The sequence below is a fragment of the Alteromonas macleodii ATCC 27126 genome (genome assembly GCF_000172635.2).
GTDB lineage: Bacteria > Pseudomonadota > Gammaproteobacteria > Enterobacterales > Alteromonadaceae > Alteromonas > Alteromonas macleodii.
Map to the genome: position 1 here is coordinate 3390969 of NC_018632.1, position 19729 is coordinate 3410697.

Consider the following 19729-nt stretch of genomic DNA (forward strand, 5'->3'; position numbering starts at 1 on the left):
TATTTTTGCATAAAAAACAAAGGCCCGCATAAATGCGGGCCTTTTTGTAGTTACCATATGTGTAAATCTATTTGGCTCTCTTACGTCTTATAAACGCAAAAGCTGAAAGAGGTAGCAAAATAGCCAAGCTCGCTGGCTCACTAACTGAAACACTGGATACACTCGCTAATCTAGGCGCTTCAGTTACCACGATATCATCAACAAAATTGCCATAGGTTCCTGTATTGATGGTAGAAAAACGGATGGTTGTCAGCGCAGTTTGCGCAACAAAATCACCGTAGAATTCAGACCAAGTTTTAATAGCGTGATCGTCAAACACTTGACTGAACAAAATGTCATCCGTATCGCTGAATATGTCTAGCTGAAAACTTTCACCTTTGCCTCGTGCTGCATAAGCAAATGACACATCATAGGTAGCATCTGCTTCAGTAGAGAAGCTTTGAAAAATAAAGTATCGGCCATTATTGCCATTGGCATTAAGCTCAGCATATTGGCTACCATCAAATGCATTTAACCCTTGGAAGTTATCCCATAGCTCCATATTTGTGCCACTCCACCCATCAACTGTTCCAGCAGTGAAGGCTTTCCAGCTATTACTCTTAATATCGTTGTTCTCAAAGCTACCGTTTAAAATCAAATTGGCGTGAGCTGTCGTGCTCACACCGAAAACTAAAGATAAAACTACTAACCACTTGCTCATGTACTTCTCCGAAATCACATGTGATCCTATGATTGTATTTTACCAAGTGGTCCAACCTGTGTATCTTATTCTTTAGCATGTTGTATAAAAGTATAACTAAATAACCCCCTGCTCTAACGCCTTGAGCACTGCCCTCGTTCTATCTCGTACACCAAGCTTAGCCATGATTGAAGAAACTTGGTTCTTAATGGTGCCTGTTGATTTGAACATCGCATCTGCAATTTCTTTATTACTGTAACCCGCAGCGATCAAACGGAGAATTTCGACTTCTTTCTCAGTAAGTGGCTCTGGATTTTCAAACGACTCAAATTCTACGTTCAGTCCTTTCAAGCCTTGCAACACTTTTTCGGTTACCGCGGGCTGAATCAGCGTTTTGCCATTTTTTATTTGCGTAATAGTGTCTACCAGAGTTTCTAGCGACACATCTTTAAGCAGGTACCCTTTTGCACCGGCGCGCATAGCACCGTTTACCAGCTCGTGATCGTCAAACGTAGTAAGCATTAGAACCGGGGTTTTAATTCCCCTATCTCTCAGCGCAAGTAAAGTATCGATACCCGATAATTTGGGCATGCGAATATCCATCAATATCACATCGCAATGTGTACCGTTTTCACTGTCAATGAGCTGCTGACCATTTTCGTATTCGCCAACAACCTCAACGCTATCATCAAGCCCCAAAAGTGATTTGATGCCTTCCCTTACCAGCATTTGATCTTCTACTAGAATAAGGCGTGTTTTCATTCGCCCTCCGGAATGTGAATTGCGATGCGAAAACCCTGCTCGGTTCGCTGCCAGCTGATAGTTCCATTTAGCTCATGAACCCGTTCCTGCATTCCTTTTAGACCATTGCCAGCCACCACATGACTTGAAGTGTCAGATTCGCTTGATCGCTCTTCCTTTCGAACCCCTTCTGCAAAAGCGCCTTCTGAATGGCTACATGGTGCTTTGTCGAAGAACTGTATGCTACTTGGCTGCTCATCACTGAGTTTCTCATATGCAGCATGCGGCACTATACTGTCGTGCATTAGTAGGTTATAAACGCCGTTGTGTTGCGTCAGTGATAGGGAAAAATAATGCGCCTGTGTATGGCGTATCACGTTAGTTAGCGCCTCCTGCATACTTCGCAACAGGCAATCGGCAATTCGCACGTTGGTTAACATTAAATTGTCGTCAATGTGCAGATTTACCATCGGCCTAGGCAAATCTTTAATTAGTGCGTTTACTGCTAATGAAAAATCAATAGCCGCATTTTCCCGAATGTCAGAAATCGCTTCTCTAACATCAGAGAGCAAAAGCTTAGCGATACTGTGGGACTGCTCAACGTGTTGCTTTATGGCTTGCGATTCAGTGCTCTCTAATAAATCCGCCTTTCTCGACGCGACTTGAAGGTTGATAGTAAGCGCCGTCAAATGATGCCCTAAAACATCATGAATGTTTCGCGCTATACGCAGGCGTTCATCTTGAGTAAGCGCCTGCTTCATTAGTTGCTGAGTACTTAATAATTGTCTATTAAGCGCGTCAGCTTCTTCACGCGCTTTCGATTCTTTAATGGCCGTGTTCGACATGATCATGGCAAATAAATTGAATGTCCAAAACAGCGCGCCAGTTAAGACAGCTTGCTGCTCTTGCCACACCCACCCTTGGATGAGGATGGTGGGCAAAGCCAATGGTATTGAAAGTACGACGCACTTTTTCCAATTAACATAGTAAGGAAGAATGGCGGACCAAATAACAATGAAGATGGCAAGGTAGGCATAGGGAAGCAAAAACTGGCAAAGTACCGCTAATAGAAACATCGCCCATAACGTTGGCAGCCTTAACGAAGGCATACTGTGGTCATGCCTACTGACAATCACAAAAGTCGCAGCTAGCATACAAAAAATAGCAATGGCGGAGAGGGTTCGCCAATGCATGAACGAGTATTGATGATACAAGAAGTAAAGTGCAGAGCCGCTTACAAACATCCACGTAATGCATGCAGATGCGCGCTCAACATCGATGCTCACCCGCCAATGAGCAGGGATTGAGATTTTCATTCGTTTCTGACTACCTATATCTTTTCGTTCTTATAGCGTTACTTTGACAAAAAACACAGTTCAATGCATAGGCCAGAAGTCACTTTTTATTTCATGACTTCTGGCACTGTTGTCAATCTCGTGAAGTTATCACTATAAGCCTACAATTTTGTTCATTGCCAAAGGAAAGCAAGATGCAAACAATTCATGGCTTTATAGTAACGCTTCATATTTTAACGGGTGCTCTGTCACTTTTACTGTTTTGGGTGCCTAGTCTTACGAAAAAGGGCGGAAAAGCCCACAAGCAATTTGGTGGTTACTATATAAAAGCAATGCTATTTACGTCTATTAGTGGCGTTATCAGCTCTACTATGGTGTTGTTTATTCCGCTAGTCATCTACCCAACAATGCCCGAGCACTTTGAGTCTGTTGCTTATTTCACTGCATACCTTAGAGGTCAATATATCTTTTTGCTGATGTTAAGCCTGTTGGTGTGGAACAACGTGAGGCATTCTGTAGCGGTGCTTAAAGTGAAGCAAAATCTTGAGCAGCTGCGCACAATTGAATATTTATGGCTACCCGTACTGCTTTTTGTCGTCGCTTCCATTGCGTTGTATCAGGGTATTACTTACGGCATCACGCTAACTTGTATCTTTGCCCCTATTGCACTGTTAAATGCCATTGGTATTGTGCGCTATGTTCATCAAAAAGACATCGTTGCAGGTTCGTGGGTAACTGAGCACATTGGGCATATCATTGGCTCTGGTATTGGTGCATATACCGCATTTTTTGCCTTTGGAGGACGCGCATTATTCGAAGGCTCGCCGTCACTACAACTTGTCAGTTGGGTTCTACCTGCCCTTATAGGCGTTCCTTTTTCAATCTGGCTTAGCTGTAAATACAAACCAAAATCATCTGGTCGTAATACGTCTTCTTTAAAACCTAAGGTAATGAAAAGTTAAACTTAAAAGTGATATATAAAAATTCAATTCAGCAGTTGTTATCAATGCCACGGTTAGGGCCTGTTTACATAACGGTGGCATTGCCACTTGGACAACAAGCCATCAAATGTGTAACGTAAGAAATGGCAATAACGCCACCACTAACCAGTGTGAACATCGAGCGCTAAATTATGAAAAAGCACCAATCAGCAGCACTTAAAATATTGAAAGATACACTGTCATTTCAAACGTATTAGCGTAGTCTCGCTGTCAGTGCGGCCTGTATTGGTTTAGGGCTAGGTTTAAGTGCACATGCGAACGCATATCATGAAGACAATTCAACACCGCAAACCAGTGACCAAGCGCAAATGAATACCAAACCGACACTTACAACGCTCAACAACTACCAAGAAAACGCGCCATATATGTTCTCTTCGGGCTTACCCGATGCCTCTCACCTTTCTTTACTGAAAGAAAAAGGGGTGACGCACGTTGTAGATTTGATCCCAGGGGATAGAACCAGTGAAATCTTAACTACCTCAAAATTAGGACTCGATTACTTTAATGTGCCCGTGGATTGGGAAGGCCCCACATTAGCCAACTTTTTAAATTACGCTGCGTTTATGCAAACCGTCGATATCAAAGAAGACAAGGTACTTACGCACTGTAAACTGAATTGGCGAGGCGCTGCTTTTACGTATCTATACAGAATTAACGTACTTGGTGAAAATGAACAAGCCGCCCAAAAAGACCTTATGGCTATTTGGCATCCGAATCCAACATGGTTCGCCTTCATGAACGAGGTAATTGCCCACTACAATGAGGTAAACGGTAAAGAAGTAGCGATGTCGTTCGAGGCTGCCGCTCCTGAAAACCACTAAATTTCTGTCTTACCGAGAATAATGGCGGTCTAAGACCCTCTCGTCCTTACCAAACACATATGAAATTTCAGATTTATCATTGACACATACGGAATTTCATATACGATACATCACATACGAAATTTCATATGTGATGTGATTTATGTCGACTTGTTCTGATTCTTCGCAGCTACAGCCTTTAACATTTTTCAAATGCTTGTCGGAAGACACCCGCTTAAAGACGCTACTTATGCTCAGTGTAAAAGGTGAGCTATGCGTGTGCGACCTTACTGATGCGCTTCAATTAAGCCAGCCCAAAATTTCACGCCATCTCGCTGACTTACGAAAGTGCGGTTTAGTTCTCGATACTCGTAAGGGTAAATGGGTGTATTACCAGCTCCATCCTGACCTACCCGCTTGGGCACTGGAGGTCATTAAAAACACCGCTATTCATAACAATGAATATATTAGCGAGGCGTTAGCGAATTTGTCCTGCGAGAATTGCTAGATTCCAAACTTTCTGGATGGCACAAAGACCGCTGCAAAAATGCACAGCAAAGGTCAACAGGTCTTGGTGTTAATTGCAGCTTAATACGTCGCCAAGTATCTGTTTTTTCGAAGTCTTATTCTATTTATTACAGCTACCCACAGTAGCCTCGACCATTAAACAAGGTTTTATATGAAGATTTTATATATTTGTACGCACAACCGTTGCCGCAGCATTCTTTGCGAGGCCATCACTAACGCCTCGAACGGCAATGTAGAAGCGCGCAGTGCGGGCAGCCAGCCTGTCGGTGAAGTACACCCTCTTTCTCTTAAGTACCTTGCAGAGCGCGGGTTCAGTACAGACGGCCTTCAAAGCCAGTCGTGGGATGAATTTGAAGATTACGATGCTGATCTTGTTGTCACGGTTTGTGATTCAGCGGCGGGCGAGTCATGCCCTGTTTATTTCGGTAAATCTCTTAAGGTGCACTGGGGCTTAGAAGACCCGTCTAAGTTAGAAGGTAGCGAACAAGAGAAAGCAGAGGCATTCAACAACACCATCGATATTATTGAAAAGCGTGTAGCGGCATTAGCAGAACTTGCTGAGAAAAACTTAGATAAAGCAGCGCTTAAAGAGACACTCTCAAAATTAGGAGCCCAGTAATGGGTAACAGTAAATCAATGAGCCAAGATATATCAAGCAACCAAGAAAGCTCAACGGCACAAAGCCCATCTGATAACGCGGTAATGGCGCAAATGCACAAGCCAATTATGGCTAACTTTGCATCAAGGTTCTCAGATCACAAGCCGCGTATTTTGCTACTTTACGGCTCGCTCAGAGAACGCTCGTACAGCCGCCTAGTAATTGAAGAGTCGGCGCGGTTGCTCGAATACTTTGGCGCTGAAGCCAAAATCTTTGACCCTCGTGGATTGCCGCAGCCAGATACTGAAGATGACTCACATCCAAAAGTGAAAGAACTGCGTGAGCTTATGATGTGGTCTGAAGGGCAAATTTGGTGTTCACCAGAGCGTCACGGCAGCATGACTGGCATTATGAAAAGCATGATCGATTGGGTACCGCTTAGCCTTGGCGGCGTTCGACCAACCCAAGGAAAAACGCTGGCGATCATGCAGGTATCTGGTGGCTCACAATCATTTAATGCGGTAAATCAAATGCGTATTTTAGGACGCTGGATGCGCATGTTAACCATCCCAAACCAGTCTTCTGTAGCAAAAGCGTTTTTAGAATTTGAAGACGATGGTCGCATGAAGCCGTCCCCTTACTACAACCGCATAGTGGATGTAGTTGAAGAATTGGTGAAATTTACTTTGCTTACCCGCGACAACAAGGACTTTTTAGTTGACCGCTATTCCGAGCGCGTTGAAAGCGCAGAGGAAGTGAGTAAGCGTGTTAATCAAAAATCGTTGTAAAGTAAGACAAAGGTGAATCAGAATGGGTTTCTTTGAACGTTATTTGTCAGTGTGGGTTGGCCTTTGCATTGTTGCAGGGGTGGGCCTAGGCTATGCCATGCCGGGTGTATTTGCGTCTATTGCGACGCTTGAATATGCGCACGTAAACCTGATAGTGGCAGTACTTATTTGGCTAATGATTTACCCAATGATGGTACAAATAGACTTTGGCTCAATTAAAGACGTTGGTAAAAAGCCGAAAGGCCTTGTACTGACCTTGGTGATTAACTGGCTGATAAAGCCCTTCACTATGGCACTATTGGGTTGGCTATTTTTTAAGGGCATTTTTGCCGACTGGGTAGATCCGCAAACTGCCACTGAGTACATTGCAGGCATGATCCTACTGGGCGTCGCTCCATGCACAGCGATGGTATTTGTGTGGAGTCACCTTACCAAAGGGGATGCTAACTACACATTAGTCCAGGTATCAATTAACGACTTGATTATGGTCGTTGCCTTTGCACCTCTTACCGCCATGCTGCTGGGCGTAACAGATATAACCGTACCATGGGATACCCTGCTGCTTTCTGTTGCACTGTATGTTGTATTGCCATTGGTCGCGGGTTATATCACGCGCCGTCGCTTGGAAAATAAAGGCAATAACACGCAAGGAAATGGCGCTGTTGACGCATTGGTTAGCAAGCTCAAACCCTTTTCAGTTATCGGCCTGCTACTCACTATTGTTATTTTGTTTGGTCTTCAGGCCGAAACTATTTTATCGCAACCGCAAGACATCGTGCTTATCGCAATACCGCTACTAATACAAACTTACGGTATTTTTGCCATTGCTTACTTTGCGGCAAAACGTATGAAACTGCCGCATAATGTTGCAGCACCGGCATGTATGATTGGGACGTCTAACTTTTTTGAATTGGCGGTAGCTGTCGCTATTTCGCTATTTGGTTTACACAGCGGCGCAGCACTTGCCACTGTGGTGGGTGTATTAGTTGAAGTGCCCGTAATGCTTTCGCTAGTGTGGTTTGCGAACAAAACGCGCCACTGGTTTGACTAAGCGCATATGAAAAAGGGCGAACCACAGTTCGCCCTTTTTCATCAATTTTTCTCATCAACCTTTATCGACGCTTTTTACAACGCTCTTTATAAGTCGTTAAAATCTTAAACCGCAATCGCTGGTTTGTAAGTATCGGGAAGAATAAAACCAAAGCGCTGCAAAACTGACGTTAGCACGTCTCGCTTTATCGGCTTTTCTATAAAACCCAGTGCACCTAAAGACATCACTTTTTCTTGCATCATTGGCTGAATATCGCCAGACACGACGATAACAAACGTTTCTAGCTGACGGCGTTTTATTTCACTCAACACACTGATGCCACCAAGAACAGGCATGGTCAGGTCCAGTAAAACCAAGTCTATTGTGTGATGAGCCAATACTTCCAACGCGTCCATACCATTTGACACTTCGTAAATAGTTTCAGCAAAGCCATCTGGCAAATTGCTTCTCGCCATTTTTCGCGCCAGCGCCGAGTCATCACAAATAAGAATATTAAAACCCATCAAATACAAACTTATAATTGGTTATTAATCCGTCAACAGAATACATTAAACGAAAGTATAATAAAACAAAAAAGTGTCTGATAATTGGTAACTTAATCGCTATCTGCGCCAAACTTCACTCTTCAAGCTATCTATTTTGTGGTAGATATAGCGAGTAACAAAATAAGGAACACACGACCATGCAAGAGTTAGCTACTAGCCAAGATAAGAGTTTGGTAAGAAAAGTTGCCTATCAAATTTTGTCTCATTTCGATAAGAGTTATCGATGGTTCACCCGCATCACTCGTGGCGCTCAAGAAAGGTTCGAAAAGGGAAATTGGAAAGAAACTCAGCTTGCCTCTAAAGAGCGAATAACCATTTACGAGCAAAGCCTGTCAGACGCTGTCGCCGAAATTTATCAGCTAACTCAAGTACATCAAAAAGACGACGCTTTCTGGCAAGAGCTTAAGAAAGTATTTGCTTTACAGCTAGAAGGCCACCCGCAGTTTGAGCTAGCCGAAACCTTTTACAATTCTGTAATTGGTCGCTTGTTTAAACATAGAAAAATCGATAACGATATGATGTTTGTCTTGCCCAGCCGCTGTTTCTTACCCGGGCAAGACAGAGACAAAGTGATTAACAGCTTCGACACCACCACCACGGTGCGTGAAATGTACGAGTCAATTTTTAAGATATATCGATACAACATTCCATTTGAAAACTTCGAGCGAGACCTACAGAACCTTGAAAGCGCGCTTCGCGCTCGGTTGAACAAGGAGCAGCTAGCCAGCGTTCAAGCTGTGGAAATCCTTAAGCCTACGTTTTTTAGAGGAAAAGCCGCTTACCTGATTGGGCGAATTTGCATGCCCGACGAAACGCTGCCGTTTGTTATCGCCATGAGACGCTATAACGAACCCCATATGTTTGTGGATGCGCTGTTAACTGATCGCAAAGACTTAAGCGTTATTTTCGGTTTTGCTCGCAGCTACTTTATGGCTGACACTCAAAACCCTGCGGAAGTTGCCGCCTTTCTTCAAGAGCTTCTCCCCAATAAAAAGCACTTCGAGCTGTACATGGCAATGGGACACTACAAGCACGGTAAAACAGTGTTTTATCGCAACTTCTTGCAGCACATGGACGAGTCAGACGACAAATTTGAGGCGGCCCCTGGCATTCGAGGCCTGGTCATGATGGTTTTCCATCTTCCGTCTTATGGCGTGGTGTTTAAGATTATTAAAGACGAGTTTGCAGAGAGCAAAAAAATCACGCGTGAGCACGTTAAGGAATGCTACAAACTCGTGAAAATGTCAGATCGTGTGGGCCGAATGGCCGACACTCATGAATATGTGAATTTTAGGTTTCCGCTAGACAGAATTGAGCCTGAGTTAATTGATGAACTCAAAGAGACGTGTGCATCGAGTCTAGAATTCACTGAATCTGAACTCATCATTAAACACATGTACATTGAACGGAAAATGACGCCGCTTAATCTGTATCTACAAGAAGAAACAGATGAAGAGAAAATTACCCGTGCACTAGATGAGCTTGGACTGTGCATTAAGCAAATTGCCATGGCCAACATATTTCCTGGCGACATGCTACATAAAAACTTCGGTATTACCCGTCATGGCCGTGTTATTTTCTACGACTATGATGAAATTTGTTTAATGAATGAGCGCAATTTTAGATCCCTGCCGAAATCTGACGATCCTTATGCTATTGATACGCTCTCGGTAGCGCCTAACGACGTGTTCCCCGAGCAGTTTGAGCACTTCATTGTAGGTAAACGCAAGTTCAAAGATATACTTAAATCGTTGCACGGTGATTTGATGACCCCTGAATATTGGCACGAAGTTCAGGAAAAATGTGCACGAGGCGATGTTCAACACTTCACGCCTTACAACGCCAGCATGCGTTTTGACAGAGGCTAACTAAGTTAAGTGTTTGATCAAGATGCACGTTGACCGGGGCCCCAGTGTAGTTCAATAGTGTAGAGCAAGCCAAAGCACTGTGCATGCGCCCTCTAGGGCACTAGACACCTGAACAAATTGTCGCTACATGCGAAAAAGCTTAAAAGTGATCGTTTCGTTACTTAACACTCGTAAAAGCATGTGAAAGCGATACTGCTTTGCGACTGCTTGATTTTGCTTGCTGACGATTAATCGCCACATAATGGCGACAGCAACGCCAAACAAGTGTGTGAATGTTGATAAACAAAAGAAGCGTAATAATGAAAGTGCTACTTGTAGAAGATGATCCAAAGGTTGCCTCGCACATTGCAAATGGACTATTGGGTGAAGGGCATGAATGTATTACTGTAGGTGATGGAACATCAGGCTACCAACAGGCGTCGAGTAACGAATTAGACGCCGTAATTCTGGATGTGATGCTGCCCGAACTCGACGGTTTTTCTGTTTTAGAAAAACTTCGCGAAGAAGGCAATACAACGCCCGTTTTATTACTGAGTGCAAAAAGTCAGGTTGAAGACAAGGTCAAAGGCCTTCGCACAGGCGCTAATGATTATTTAACTAAGCCTTTTGCCTTTGAAGAGTTACTTGCTCGCGTTGAAGGCCTTGCAGGTCGTAACAAAGAAGGTGAAGACAAGACGCTGATAAAAGTAGGCGACCTCACTCTAGACCTAGTTAACCGCAAAGTATTGCGTGGCGATCAAGAGATCGACCTGCAGTCTAAAGAATTTCAATTGCTTGAATGCCTGCTCCGTCACAAGGGTAAAGTCGTGACGCGAAGCATGCTGCTTGAGCAGGTTTGGAACTATCATTTCGACCCGCAAACGAATGTGATAGATGTTCACATTAGCCGCTTGCGTCAAAAAGTGGATAAGGCGTTTAATGTCCCGCTTATAGAGACTGTGCGAGGCACAGGATATCGAATAGCGGATGGGCTTGCATGATAGCAATACGCGACTTTACGCGTAGTTCAAGTTTTCGCGTAGGCGTATTGCTCACCACTCTAGCTTGTATTGCCATTGTTTTAATTGTTTATTTTTGGCGATTAACGAGCAGCGACTTGTTTATTTCGGAATCGAATGCTGCAGTTAATGCCAAAACAAACGCGCTTATTACTCTCTATGAAAACCTCGGTATTGACGCGGTTAAGTTAGCGATAGCCAAAGACAATGGCCAACATTCGCCAAATGGCTCAACAATCACCTCAGCGTCCGACCACCTACGTTCATTTGTTGCACTGAGTAAAGATGAACAAGTAGTGGCTGGCAATTTGTCGTCAATTCCCCTTGTTCTTGAGCGCCACAAAAGCGCCAGTTTTGCTACCGCAGAAATAGTTATTTCCCGCCCCAATAGCACAACGAGAAAAACGCTGCGCCAAGCACTTATGAGAGAAGTAACCCTTGGCGATCACGTGCTTTACGTTGGTCGCGGCATTGACGATTTATACAGCGCACAGTGGTTTGGTAAAACGTTCAGCTGGATCATTGTGGTGTTGCTTTGTACCTTGAGTGTGCTGAGCTTCGCTATAGCCGTTTACGTGGTTAATCGAATTAACCGCATGTCGCAAACGGCAGATAAGATTATCAAAACGGGAAACCTGCAAGAGCGTTTAGAAATTGACAGTAATTGGGACGATCTGAGCAGTTTGTCATTTGTGTTTAATCAAATGCTCGATACTATCGAAAGCTCAGTCAACAATATTAAGTCAGTGACCGATAGCATTGCTCACGACTTACGAACGCCCCTATCTAGACTTCGCAACACGTTAGAAAAAATAGAAGACGACCAACTAAGGGAAGATACAACCCAAGAAGCCGATAACCTGCTTAATATGTTTAACAGCTTGTTACGCATAAGTGGGCTTGAAACCACCAATAAAAAAGAAGGCTTTTGTACCACTGATGTACGCGCTATTGTAGAAGACGTAGTTGACCTATATCACCCCCTTGCAGAAGAACGCGACATTACCCTATCGAGCGAGCTCGATGCAGTTACTATGCTTGCCGATCCTAACCTGCTATTTCAAGCTGTAGCTAACGTGTTAGACAACGCCATAAAGTACTCTAACGAAAACAGTGTGGTCACCGTACAGCTCTCTACCACGGCAAGTCATATCGTGATTGCTGTGAACGATGCGGGAATTGGCGTGGGTGAACATGAAATTGTTAATCTAGAACGCCGCTTTTATCGGGCAGACGGCAGTAGAACCAGTAAGGGAAATGGGTTGGGCTTATCGCTCGTGTCTGCCATTGTGAAGTTACATGACGGCCACATTTGGTTTGTTCACGACCCGCTTGTAAAGGGGCACGGGTTGGGCGTGGTGTTTACGTTTAAGCGTTAAGTTCTAGATTCTCGCTTTTAGTTTGTGAACAAAAAAACGCTGAGGTCTTTTTCAGAGCATCAGCGTTTTTTAAAACGATATTTTTAACGTTGTAGTATGTGGCGGCCGCTTACGCTAACAGCGACTTCACATACGCTTTAATATCTTCATCTTGACCATGCTCAAACAGACATTGTTGGAAACGCTCGCCAGACACAGCTGTTTTAACCAGCTCAACGTCCATTTTCTTTAGTGAATCAACATAGCTCTCAGGCGCCAACGCACGCTTCAAATCTGCAAGAATACCTGCGTTTCTTACTTGAGGTTCTTTACGCTCAACGGGATAGCCAGCGCCACGCTCGCCTGTTAACACTTTCTCAAAGATATAACGCGCATTAAGTTCAGCGCCCCATCCAAAGCCTTTTGCAAAAGGTAACGCTAACGCATTTCCATTGTTAACTTGGTTAAACAAAAATGCATCTGAAGGATCGATACAATAACCGCAAAATACGCCTGGATGAGCATTCAACGACATCATAGCCCCTTGACCCGTACCACAGCCTGAAATCACAAAATCGACAGCTTTTGAGTTGAGTAGAATAGCTCCCATTATGCCTAAGTGCACATAGGTAAGATGGTGATCAGTTTCGCTGTTCATACCCACATTGAATACAGCGTGTCCCAGTGAGTCCGCCACGCTTGTGAGCTCATTTAATATTACCGGATTCTTAGCCGCCTGACTGTTTTCCATCATCAATGCAACTTTCATGAACGCTCCTAAGCAAAGAAAAATAACGAATTAAACGCTTACATTAGCATGGAACGAAATGCCACCTCACGGGTAATGCCAAAGTAAATGTCGATTAGTTTCAAATGTGAAACGAAAACGGAAATATATGAAGATGGAGGGCCGACGAGTAACAACTCACTGACCAGTAAATCTACTGGCCAGCATTTTTCAAAAAACGAGGTTAATGGCGTATTAGTCTGTTTGTTTTTGCATAAATATGGTGACTTCTGCCATCACAATGCCAAACTTACGAATATACGAACGGTTCATCATAGTACTGTCGTCAAATGCCCAAAACCAATCGTCAAACGTCACTGAATAGGTAGTGTCATCCACCGGCAAATCCATCTCGTAATGAAAGTTAAATGCGTTGCCAAAGCTTGTGCCTTTGGCTGGACCATCAATGTCACTCGCGCGACCCACATAGCTATTATCACTCTGCTTTACGATGGTCCAAGTACGGGACGTTGGACCGTCGCCCACACCGTAATTAAAGGATTCATCAAGGGTTAACGTATCGCCATCTACTGAACCATCGATGTCTACTACGAACCTTTGCACCACCTCGCCCGAGCGGTTCTGAACAATGCCCCAGGCTTTAACGTTCCCATCAAAAAATTGCTCAATATCGAAAACAGGCGATACAGATCTGTAGTCTTCACCATCGACTGAAACAGAGCATCCGGATAGCCCTGCCACCGTTAAAGCGGCAATTCCGATTCCTAAAACAAACTTCACCGTATTCTTTATCACTTTCGCAACCTTAATCAATTGACGAGATAGACTTGGCGTAATGCTAATAAAGCGTTGCCCTTATCCGTTTCCCAATAACTTCTTTCTAAATTTTGGCTCAGACGTTTTATCGCTTAGCCAGATATCAAAAAAACGCTGTGTAAATACTTTGTCTCCAATTTCATCAGCCTTTTCACCGTTCACGTAAAACACACTCGTGCCATCTTTCGTAGCGATACCGGTAATGACGTCGCCCTCGCTGACGTCAGGAAAGATACTATTCATCAGGGAAAGCCACTTGTCTGAATCATCAGCCGATAGGTCTCCTTGCTTTTTCATTTCATCAATAGAACGCTGGGCAATTTTCTTGCCTTCCAAGTCTCGCTGGTACGTTAACTTTAGTGCAAAGGGGGGCTGGTTGGCGTATTCACCTTCAGGCGCATAAAGCTCTCCGGTATACACGTCCCAGAAGTAGTAAGAGAACATTCCTTTTCCAACGAGCTTTGCATTGGGAACATAATTGCTGATGTGCTTAGCATCTGGCTCTTGCGCAACCGCATTCTTTGACATGGTTAGCCCGCTTGTTGATAACGAAACAAAAAGAATGATGGAAAACATCTTCGCAGCCATGCTAGCGCTATACATCGAATATCCCCACACACCACTGGCACTTTCTGGGGGCATTGATAAGGATTTAGCTCTCAACTGGCGCCATAGGCCATACATTTTGATAACCATAACTATGCTCTTATTAGCGTAATAAACTTTACAGGTCTTTTATTGAATTTCTATCTGGTTATACTCTTGCCTTCACACATTTGATCAACTGATACTAGGCTCTCGTTGTGCTTCCCCTTGATGCATTTAAATCGTCATTAACCCTGCCCTCACCGCTAATCCCATTTAAGCCAAATTGGGAAGGTGCCAGCAAGGTATCGCTATTTGTTAAGCGTGATGATGCTATTCACCCTGTAATGTCAGGTAATAAATGGCGAAAGCTAAGTCATGCGCTCACCAGCCCGTTGCCAAAAACGATAGTGAGTTTCGGCGGCGGTTTTTCTAACCACCTGCATGCACTAGGCTTTGTTTGTTATAAATTGGGCATTCCTTTTAACGCCGTTATTCGCGGTGACTACAGCGCTGCACCTACACCCATGATTGAGGATTTGAAAAGTTGGGGCACCCGTATCGACTATGTAGACCGAGTCACTTACAAAAAGCGAAACGATAGCGCATATCTACTTCATCTTAAGCAGCACCAACCTGACGCGATGATCATTCCTGAGGGCGGAAGCCAAGCACAAGCGCTTCAAGGGATAAAGGACATGGTTGATGAAATCGACATAGACTTTGATTTTATTGTCGCTCCTGTCGCTAGTGGAGCCACTTTGGCGGGAATAGTCAGTGCATTAAATAAACGTAATGAAAATAATGCGAAAGACACTCTCCATCACACTGGTTGCAACGCTGTCGGTGTTGGCGTGCTGAAGGGTGAAGACTACTTAGAAGGATTAGTCGAACAATTTCTTCCAGCCTCGCTTGGGCGATCAAATTGGCATATTGAACACAACTACCACTTCGGTGGTTACGCCAAAGCGCCAAATGAGCTTCAAACCTTCTGCAACAATTTTAATAATACTTTCGATTTTGATATCGAGCCTGTTTATTCCGGCAAAGCCTTCTGGGCAGTTAAAGATATGCTGGCCAAAGGTATGTTTGAAGACGGGTCACGCATTGTTGTACTGCACACAGGCGGCTTGCAAGGCGCAAGATAAAACCCTTTTATAACAGAGTGTTGCGCTCACTACCTTTCGGTGTTACAACTATCCTTGTGAGCTTGCTCACAATTCTTTTAAACACTAAACAACGATAACAACAAGAAGTTTGTCGCAGGATGCGGCATAAACATTAGCGCTTGCTACCTGCAAACTTCATCAAGGAATGATTATGAAAGATATTTTCTTCTTCGACTCAATGTTAACCCCTAAGATTATCACTTTCGTGTACTGGCTATTGCTTTTAGGATCTGTGGTAAGTGGCGTAACAACGATGTTTGTAGGGTACGACGCGAGTTTTGTATACGGCCTATTTATTATCGTGTCTGGCTGTATTGGCGCAAGAATCTGGTGCGAACTGCTTATCGTACTTTTCAAAATTCACAGCAACCTTCAGAAAATTGCTAGTAAAGAATAACGTTACTCCTTGTTAAAGGTGCCGCTCTGCGCAGCACCTTTAATTAAAACGAAATAGTTAAAGCAAAATTACGCTACTGCAACAGTGTCCGTGTAACGTTTCAACGTATCTAAATAATCCATTTTACGCTTTTCAGAAAGCCAACTGGTTTTAAAGCTATTTTCAACAAGCGTGATTAAATCCTCTTTGCTGAATTGCCCTTCTTCTTGTAGGGCAATTAAATTCTCATTCAAGTAGGCTCTGAAATAAGACGGATCGTCTGAATTGATACTCGGCAGCAACCCTTTTTCCAACATTTGTTTCAATTCACAAGAAGTGAGTGATTGAACAACAAATTTGTTTGAAACAGGACAGACCGTTAATCCCAAATTTTTTGATTTTGCAAGCTCGCATAAAGCATCAGATTCGAGAATATTTACACCATGATCAATCCTGTCGACCTTAATATCCTCAATTACTTGACGTATGTGCTCTTGCGTATTGTCTTGGTTAACATCACAGTGCATTGTAAGTTTAAGTCCCCATGAACGCGCTTTTGAGAATACTTCTGCAAACTTTGATGGCGGGTTATTTTTCTCGTCGGAATCGAGCCCGACGCCGACTAACTTGTTGAGGTGGGGCTTAGCTAGCTTCAGATGTTCCATTGCTGATTCAGCCGACATATCTCGCAAGAAGCACAGGATAAGCTGACTTTCTACACCCAATTCAGTGCGCGCATCTTTTTGCGCTGCATGTATTCCGTTAATAACGCTATCGAAACTCACACCTCGAATTGTATGAGCTTGGGGGTCAAAGAAAAGCTCAACATAAACGATGTTCTGTGCTGCGGCTCTCTTAAGGTATGCCATAGTAAGCTGGTAGAAGTCATCCTCTTCTATGAGCACGCTCATACCCGCGTAGTAAATATCGAGGAAAGAAGGTAAATCATAAAAATCATACGCCTTTATCATTTCTTCAGGTGTTTTGGCTTTCAGTGAAACGTTATTTTTCTGCGCTAAGGCAAAACTTAGCTCAGGCTCTAATGTGCCTTCAATATGAACGTGAAGTTCGGCTTTTGGCATATTTTCAATAAACTCTTTCATTTAACTTCCCTATTTCCTTGGCGCTTTTAGCTACTGTAAAAGCTTGGCTAGTATGTTGTTACCAACTGATAAGGTGTTAATCTGCAAAAAGTGCGCCTAAGGAAAGCGAATTCAGTCAGACGCTGTTGGTTGTAATGCAACTCTAGAGGTTGCGGATCCTTGAGTGTGGAAAGTCTATTTAAATGGCATTCCCACTTTGCTTCATCTCGGTCAACAATATGCTTTACTTTGGTGCGTTTCTGCCAATGAATGTGTGCAAATTGAATGAGTTGTAAAAACATAGTTCAGGCGCGCGAGCACCATTACTATCAATCTGCGACAGGATAGCCAAACAACCTCTTTAACTTTGCTTTTATCCCTTTTGCGTGCTGAAGCTGTTCACGAAGCACACCTATTTGACTGAAGTTAGCGCTAAGAGGATTGTCCTCAGGCATTTTTCCTACAATGCCGTACTTTATCGTTATCGTTTTGTCTTCTTTAGCGAAAGTGCCGAATAATTTATCCCATATAATAAGTACGCCACCGTAATTCTTATCGATGTATGGTTTATTCGTTGCGTGATGAATACGGTGATGCGTAGGCGTGTTGAAGATACGCTCTACCCAGCCTAGGTTTCCAATTGTCTGAGTGTGTACAAAAAACTGATAAGCCAGATTGATAGCGACAATGGCAAAAACCAGACTTGGTGAAAAACCAATAAAAATCATTGGTACCCAGAACAGCCACATGCCAACAAAAGGGTACAAAACGCTTTGCCTGAAAGCCGTTGTGAAATTCATTTTTGTCGAGCTGTGATGTACCACATGCGCTAGCCAAAACCAGTGTATGTTGTGTGAAGCACGATGAAACCAGTAGTACAAAAAGTCTTGAAGGATAAAACCTGCAAAAAGTGATAGTGCACTAAGCTCTATTTTAAATAGTGAAAACTGGTGTAACCAAATAAAAAAAGGCATTAGTAGAAGCAAGACCAATGCATCAGAGCCCTGATGCAATAGTGCAAGTAAGGCATTGTTCACACTGTCTTTTACATTGTAAAACTGTCGCGCTTTCTTAAATTCAACAAAAACACACAGTAGAAATACGGGGCTTAACCCTAGCAAAATAAGTTCAACGGGGATCAAAGCGTGCTCCTAACTTATCTAGACATTGCTCAATATCGTTTTGCAACAAGCGCGTCAGTAACCAGTTTGGTATATACCAGGGCGCCCGACAGGTAATGCGATAAGAAACGTTTGTTAAATTTTCCTGCTGCGTGAACGCAATAACGCCCCTGTGAGCTTTGACTGGAAAGTCATCAACCACTCTATATTCAATGCCGTTGGTATCTGCGTGAATAATCTCTTCTTTAAAACGTACACTAAGAATAGAGACTTCTCTTACGCAGCCCTTTCCACCGCTAATCTCATTATCATTTTCTGCTTTCAATACCTTAAACGACGCGTTGAAAAAATCGCTTAAATTCTGGTGATCAAGCAGCGTATCGCGCAGTTCTTTGGGCGTTGCAGCAATATTTTTTTGGTAGTAAACGTTAACCATCTACGTTATTTCCTTTTCTGATGGCTCCTAGCATAAATTGACATTTTTATTTTATCTTGCGTTAATGCGACAGTGTTTTTGTTATTTTGCGACAAGCATATGCCATCAGTTTCCTCAGCCTATATCCAAAGTACGGTGAGCTATTTAGTTAGCTTAGGCGTTAATGCCGACAATGTTTCGTTAACTACCCAAAAGCATGACTCACTGTCTGGCTCTTCACGTGTTGATATGAATGTATACGTTGAGCTGTTAAACCAAGGGGTAGCACTAACCAACAATTCGCTATTTGGTTTTGAGTTGGGTAAACATATTCAGGCGAAAGATTACGGAGTACTGGGTTACCTTGTTGAAAGTTGCGAAAACTTGGCTCAAGCCATAAATGCGCTTACTCGCTTTGACGCTTTAGTCGCTGACATCGGCACCACTAGCGTGTTTTTCGAACCTGACAATACCCGCGTTGAGTGGGTACCCAAAAGCGCCGATTGCAAGCAGATGGTATTGCGCAACACCACAGCCTGGGTAGCAACCGTCTACAAGATATTAGGTTCTGCCTGTAAACTGAATGCCGTTACCTTTACGTTTCCTTTGAGCGATTCGGAAAAAGCCATGCTAGCGATGTGGTTCAATTGTGAGGTGGTTGATAACGCCAACACCAACGCCATTATTTTTCCTCAGCACCTTTTACATATTCCATTTACCAGCGAGAACAAAGCGATGTTTAGTGCGCTCGTAAAAGTATCCGAAGAAGAACTAATGGCGAGCAGAGGCGGCGACCGTGTTCAATTTGCCAATAGCCAGTTCACCGCCAATCAGCATGAAGACATAAGTCATAGAGTCGTTGCGCTTTTAAAAGCCAATCCAACCTTAAAAGGCTGCGATCAGCAACGCATAGCCAATGCACTTTTTATCAGTCCGCGCACCTTACAGCGAAAATTGAAGCAAAGTGGCACTAGTTTTCAACAAATTCTCAATAGCGAACGCAAAGCCCGCTTAGATGATTTGCTGAAACATCACTCCATCGCTGATACCGCAGATTTATTGGGGTTTCAGGAACAATCATCATTTACCCACGCCTTTAAAAAGTGGTACTCAACAACACCACTGAAATACCAAAAACAACTTTTAGCGCCTTAAAGCTAATGTCCA

General features: G+C 43.4%; 22 protein-coding genes. 12 read left to right on the forward strand and 10 right to left on the reverse strand.

Annotated features, from left to right (window positions below):
- Positions 1-67: 67 nt before the first annotated feature.
- The 3 genes from MASE_RS14510 to MASE_RS14520 all read right to left on the reverse strand — a co-directional run bounded on the left by MASE_RS14510 (position 68) and on the right by MASE_RS14520 (position 2736).
- A complete protein-coding gene (locus MASE_RS14510; RefSeq protein ID WP_014950491.1) occupies positions 68-700 on the reverse strand; it encodes a carbohydrate binding domain-containing protein in 633 nt (210 codons plus the stop codon).
- A 96-nt stretch (positions 701-796) separates the two neighbouring features.
- Positions 797-1441, reverse strand: a complete 645-nt coding sequence (locus MASE_RS14515) for a response regulator (RefSeq protein WP_014950492.1) — start codon at positions 1439-1441, stop codon at positions 797-799.
- The gene (locus MASE_RS14520) at positions 1438-2736 is read right to left on the reverse strand and encodes a sensor histidine kinase (protein WP_014950493.1); all 1299 of its coding nucleotides are present in this window, start codon (positions 2734-2736) and stop codon (positions 1438-1440) included. The genes MASE_RS14515 and MASE_RS14520 overlap by 4 nt, the downstream gene beginning before the upstream one ends.
- Before the next feature lie 173 nt (positions 2737-2909).
- On the opposite strand from MASE_RS14520, the gene MASE_RS14525 reads away from it, so the two are divergent.
- The 6 genes from MASE_RS14525 (at position 2910) to arsB (ending at position 7481) form a co-directional block, all read left to right on the forward strand.
- A complete protein-coding gene (locus tag MASE_RS14525; protein WP_014950494.1) occupies positions 2910-3677 on the forward strand; it encodes a hypothetical protein in 768 nt (255 codons plus the stop codon).
- Between the two features lie 347 nt (positions 3678-4024).
- Positions 4025-4537: a protein-tyrosine phosphatase family protein gene (locus MASE_RS14530; protein ID WP_014950495.1), complete on the forward strand. Its 513-nt coding sequence runs from the start codon at positions 4025-4027 to the stop codon at positions 4535-4537.
- Positions 4538-4679: 142 nt separating this feature from the next.
- On the forward strand, positions 4680-5024 hold the full coding sequence (locus MASE_RS14535; RefSeq protein WP_041693540.1) for a metalloregulator ArsR/SmtB family transcription factor: 345 nt from the start codon (positions 4680-4682) through the stop codon (positions 5022-5024).
- A 171-nt stretch (positions 5025-5195) separates the two neighbouring features.
- Positions 5196-5663 (forward strand): arsenate reductase ArsC, encoded by a 468-nt coding sequence (locus MASE_RS14540; protein WP_014950497.1) that lies wholly within the window; start codon positions 5196-5198, stop codon positions 5661-5663.
- On the forward strand, positions 5663-6430 hold the full coding sequence (arsH, locus tag MASE_RS14545) for an arsenical resistance protein ArsH (protein WP_014950498.1): 768 nt from the start codon (positions 5663-5665) through the stop codon (positions 6428-6430). The genes MASE_RS14540 and arsH overlap by 1 nt, the downstream gene beginning before the upstream one ends.
- Before the next feature lie 22 nt (positions 6431-6452).
- Positions 6453-7481 (forward strand): ACR3 family arsenite efflux transporter, encoded by a 1029-nt coding sequence (gene arsB, locus MASE_RS14550; protein ID WP_014950499.1) that lies wholly within the window; start codon positions 6453-6455, stop codon positions 7479-7481.
- Between the two features lie 104 nt (positions 7482-7585).
- Here the strand turns inward: arsB and MASE_RS14555 are convergent, their stop codons facing one another.
- Positions 7586-7984 (reverse strand): response regulator, encoded by a 399-nt coding sequence (locus tag MASE_RS14555; RefSeq protein ID WP_014950500.1) that lies wholly within the window; start codon positions 7982-7984, stop codon positions 7586-7588.
- Positions 7985-8163: 179 nt separating this feature from the next.
- Here MASE_RS14555 and aceK point away from each other — a divergent pair, with 179 nt between their 5' ends.
- The 3 genes from aceK (at position 8164) to MASE_RS14570 (ending at position 12271) form a co-directional block, all read left to right on the forward strand.
- The gene (aceK, locus tag MASE_RS14560; RefSeq protein WP_014950501.1) at positions 8164-9894 is read left to right on the forward strand and encodes a bifunctional isocitrate dehydrogenase kinase/phosphatase; all 1731 of its coding nucleotides are present in this window, start codon (positions 8164-8166) and stop codon (positions 9892-9894) included.
- Between the two features lie 299 nt (positions 9895-10193).
- Positions 10194-10874 (forward strand): response regulator transcription factor, encoded by a 681-nt coding sequence (locus tag MASE_RS14565; RefSeq protein WP_014950502.1) that lies wholly within the window; start codon positions 10194-10196, stop codon positions 10872-10874.
- Entirely contained in the window at positions 10871-12271 is a 1401-nt protein-coding gene (locus MASE_RS14570) for a HAMP domain-containing sensor histidine kinase (protein ID WP_014950503.1), read from the forward strand. Before MASE_RS14565 ends, MASE_RS14570 begins: the two co-directional genes overlap by 4 nt.
- Before the next feature lie 109 nt (positions 12272-12380).
- Here the strand turns inward: MASE_RS14570 and MASE_RS14575 are convergent, their stop codons facing one another.
- From MASE_RS14575 to MASE_RS14585, 3 genes are all read right to left on the reverse strand, one after another.
- Complete coding sequence (locus tag MASE_RS14575; RefSeq protein WP_014950504.1) at positions 12381-13019, reverse strand: RpiB/LacA/LacB family sugar-phosphate isomerase; 639 nt, start codon at positions 13017-13019, stop codon at positions 12381-12383.
- A 213-nt stretch (positions 13020-13232) separates the two neighbouring features.
- Positions 13233-13793 carry a DUF3833 domain-containing protein gene (locus MASE_RS14580; protein ID WP_014950505.1) on the reverse strand — a complete coding sequence of 187 codons (561 nt, stop codon included), beginning with the start codon at positions 13791-13793 and terminating at the stop codon, positions 13233-13235.
- 60 nt (positions 13794-13853) lie between these two features.
- On the reverse strand, positions 13854-14510 hold the full coding sequence (locus tag MASE_RS14585; RefSeq protein WP_014950506.1) for a chalcone isomerase family protein: 657 nt from the start codon (positions 14508-14510) through the stop codon (positions 13854-13856).
- Positions 14511-14617: 107 nt separating this feature from the next.
- Here MASE_RS14585 and MASE_RS14590 point away from each other — a divergent pair, with 107 nt between their 5' ends.
- Entirely contained in the window at positions 14618-15547 is a 930-nt protein-coding gene (locus MASE_RS14590) for a 1-aminocyclopropane-1-carboxylate deaminase/D-cysteine desulfhydrase (RefSeq protein WP_014950507.1), read from the forward strand.
- Between the two features lie 172 nt (positions 15548-15719).
- On the forward strand, positions 15720-15965 hold the full coding sequence (locus tag MASE_RS14595; protein ID WP_014950508.1) for a DUF4282 domain-containing protein: 246 nt from the start codon (positions 15720-15722) through the stop codon (positions 15963-15965).
- A gap of 68 nt (positions 15966-16033) precedes the next feature.
- Here MASE_RS14595 and add read toward each other — a convergent pair whose 3' ends face one another.
- The 3 genes from add to MASE_RS14610 form a co-directional block, all read right to left on the reverse strand.
- Positions 16034-17047 carry an adenosine deaminase gene (gene add, locus MASE_RS14600; protein ID WP_014950509.1) on the reverse strand — a complete coding sequence of 338 codons (1014 nt, stop codon included), beginning with the start codon at positions 17045-17047 and terminating at the stop codon, positions 16034-16036.
- 308 nt (positions 17048-17355) lie between these two features.
- Positions 17356-18168: a sterol desaturase family protein gene (locus tag MASE_RS14605; protein ID WP_014950510.1), complete on the reverse strand. Its 813-nt coding sequence runs from the start codon at positions 18166-18168 to the stop codon at positions 17356-17358.
- Positions 18155-18583, reverse strand: coding sequence for an SRPBCC family protein (locus tag MASE_RS14610; protein ID WP_014950511.1), 429 nt, complete (start codon positions 18581-18583; stop codon positions 18155-18157). Before MASE_RS14610 ends, MASE_RS14605 begins: the two co-directional genes overlap by 14 nt.
- Positions 18584-18682: 99 nt before the next feature.
- Between MASE_RS14610 and MASE_RS14615 the strand changes: the two genes are divergently transcribed.
- On the forward strand, positions 18683-19717 hold the full coding sequence (locus MASE_RS14615; RefSeq protein WP_207198691.1) for an AraC family transcriptional regulator: 1035 nt from the start codon (positions 18683-18685) through the stop codon (positions 19715-19717).
- Positions 19718-19729: the final 12 nt, after the last annotated feature.

Coding starts and splice junctions, on each gene's coding strand:
- MASE_RS14535 (WP_041693540.1), top strand. CDS start 4,680: ATGTCGACTTGTTCTGATTCTTCGCAGCTACAGCCTTTAACATTTTTC.
- MASE_RS14610 (WP_014950511.1), bottom strand. CDS start 18,583: ATGGTTAACGTTTACTACCAAAAAAATATTGCTGCAACGCCCAAAGAA.
- MASE_RS14540 (WP_014950497.1), top strand. CDS start 5,196: ATGAAGATTTTATATATTTGTACGCACAACCGTTGCCGCAGCATTCTT.
- MASE_RS14525 (WP_014950494.1), top strand. CDS start 2,910: ATGCAAACAATTCATGGCTTTATAGTAACGCTTCATATTTTAACGGGT.
- MASE_RS14520 (WP_014950493.1), bottom strand. CDS start 2,736: ATGAAAATCTCAATCCCTGCTCATTGGCGGGTGAGCATCGATGTTGAG.
- MASE_RS14615 (WP_207198691.1), top strand. CDS start 18,683: ATGCCATCAGTTTCCTCAGCCTATATCCAAAGTACGGTGAGCTATTTA.
- aceK (WP_014950501.1), top strand. CDS start 8,164: ATGCAAGAGTTAGCTACTAGCCAAGATAAGAGTTTGGTAAGAAAAGTT.
- MASE_RS14585 (WP_014950506.1), bottom strand. CDS start 14,510: ATGGTTATCAAAATGTATGGCCTATGGCGCCAGTTGAGAGCTAAATCC.
- arsH (WP_014950498.1), top strand. CDS start 5,663: ATGGGTAACAGTAAATCAATGAGCCAAGATATATCAAGCAACCAAGAA.
- arsB (WP_014950499.1), top strand. CDS start 6,453: ATGGGTTTCTTTGAACGTTATTTGTCAGTGTGGGTTGGCCTTTGCATT.
- MASE_RS14595 (WP_014950508.1), top strand. CDS start 15,720: ATGAAAGATATTTTCTTCTTCGACTCAATGTTAACCCCTAAGATTATC.
- MASE_RS14555 (WP_014950500.1), bottom strand. CDS start 7,984: ATGGGTTTTAATATTCTTATTTGTGATGACTCGGCGCTGGCGCGAAAA.
- MASE_RS14530 (WP_014950495.1), top strand. CDS start 4,025: ATGAATACCAAACCGACACTTACAACGCTCAACAACTACCAAGAAAAC.
- MASE_RS14570 (WP_014950503.1), top strand. CDS start 10,871: ATGATAGCAATACGCGACTTTACGCGTAGTTCAAGTTTTCGCGTAGGC.
- MASE_RS14565 (WP_014950502.1), top strand. CDS start 10,194: ATGAAAGTGCTACTTGTAGAAGATGATCCAAAGGTTGCCTCGCACATT.
- add (WP_014950509.1), bottom strand. CDS start 17,047: ATGAAAGAGTTTATTGAAAATATGCCAAAAGCCGAACTTCACGTTCAT.
- MASE_RS14510 (WP_014950491.1), bottom strand. CDS start 700: ATGAGCAAGTGGTTAGTAGTTTTATCTTTAGTTTTCGGTGTGAGCACG.
- MASE_RS14515 (WP_014950492.1), bottom strand. CDS start 1,441: ATGAAAACACGCCTTATTCTAGTAGAAGATCAAATGCTGGTAAGGGAA.
- MASE_RS14575 (WP_014950504.1), bottom strand. CDS start 13,019: ATGAAAGTTGCATTGATGATGGAAAACAGTCAGGCGGCTAAGAATCCG.